This is a genomic window from Thermoclostridium caenicola, from assembly GCF_900142095.1.
Taxonomy (GTDB): Bacteria; Bacillota; Clostridia; order DSM-8532; family DSM-8532; genus Thermoclostridium_A; species Thermoclostridium_A caenicola.
In genome coordinates this window covers 1-1376 of sequence record NZ_FQZP01000118.1, presented here as the reverse complement: position 1 = coordinate 1376, position 1376 = coordinate 1, and the positions used below count along the sequence as shown (strand labels likewise).

Here is a 1376-nt window from a genome sequence, read left to right as displayed (position 1 = left end):
TGAAATGTACGAAGGAACTGGACGATAACAGTCCGACAAAGAATGATTTGAAAGATCCTAAGACCATAGCCATGCTGGTGAAGGACGGAAGGTACCGGGACGTGTACATTCCAGAAGAACTGTATCAGGAATTGAGAGAAGCGGTATGGGAATACGAACGGTTAAAGAGACGGAAAAAAGATATAAAGAATCAGGTGACAAGATGGTTGGATATTCGGTTTCCTGAATTCGAGAAAGTCTTTAGCGCATGGGACGGGAAAGCTGCGCGGATAATACTGAAGAAGTGTCCGACACCCGCCAGAGTTGTTGAGGCAGGTACGGAAGGGATAATGAATATCTGGCTGGAGCAAGGAGTAAAAGGTGCAAGCCGTAAAAAAGCGAATGGCATCGTAGAAGCAGCGCAAAAATCCATTGGCAGGACAATAGGTCTGGTTGCAGCAGAAAAATCACTTCGTAATATGCTGACTGAGTATGAAATGATAGAGAAACAACTGGAAGAGCAGGAAAAACAGATGGGAGAGCTGTTACGTCAGGTACCAAACACGGAGTATCTGTTAGGAATGAAAGGAATGGGGATGGTATCGACTGCAATAATCGTCAGCGAAATAGGCGATATCAGGAGGTTTCAAGCAGCGCGTCAGATCATAAAGATGAGTGGTTTGAACCTGTCGGAGAACAGTTCGGGAAAGCATAAAGGGCAAACAAAAATCAGTAAGCGCGGGCGCAAGAGACTTCGGACAGCCCTATTCAGGATAGTCATTCCGCTGATAGCCAACAATGAGGAATTTCGTATGCTGCATCACCGGTATGTGAGCCGTGAGAAAAATCCCTTGAAAAAAATGCAGTCCATTATCGCCCTATGCTGTAAACTGATTCGCATTATCTATGCCATTCTGACAAAAGGAATAGAATATGACCGAAACGAAGTTCTCAGGGGTATAAAGCCAAGGGTGAAAGCAGCATAGTCAAGAAGACAGCAAGGAATTAGAAAGAGCTGAAGAAGCCCGAATCAGAAAGATTGCCACCTGTACACCGCAACAGGCTGGCAGGAAAGAAAAAGAAACCAAAAAAGCTCAAGAAGTTTACGAACCTTGATAATATTGAGCCGGAACAGTCAAGTCAGAGCGTTGGATTAGGGCATAGACCCAGTTTGCGAGTATATAAACTGACGTTCCACTCCTGGACAGGCAGAACGAAGGAATTAAGGGCAGAGACCCCGGAAGACATGGGAGCGTAGCCGCCTGGAGTTTATGTGGGATCTCAACGGCCACAATACGGAAACATATGCGGTTTTATTGTCATACCCAAAATCCGCAAAACTGCCAAGAAAACCAAGCAATCCAGAAGTACAGCTCAATATTATCAAGGTAAAAAAT

1 protein-coding gene is annotated in these 1376 nt (G+C 44.9%); it reads left to right on the top strand.

Annotation, left to right across the window (positions count from 1 at the left end; translation table 11 throughout):
* The coding region (locus tag F3H12_RS13140; protein WP_149679760.1) for an IS110 family RNA-guided transposase at positions 1–965 on the top strand (965 nt) is incomplete at its 5' end.
* Positions 966–1376 lie beyond the last annotated feature (411 nt).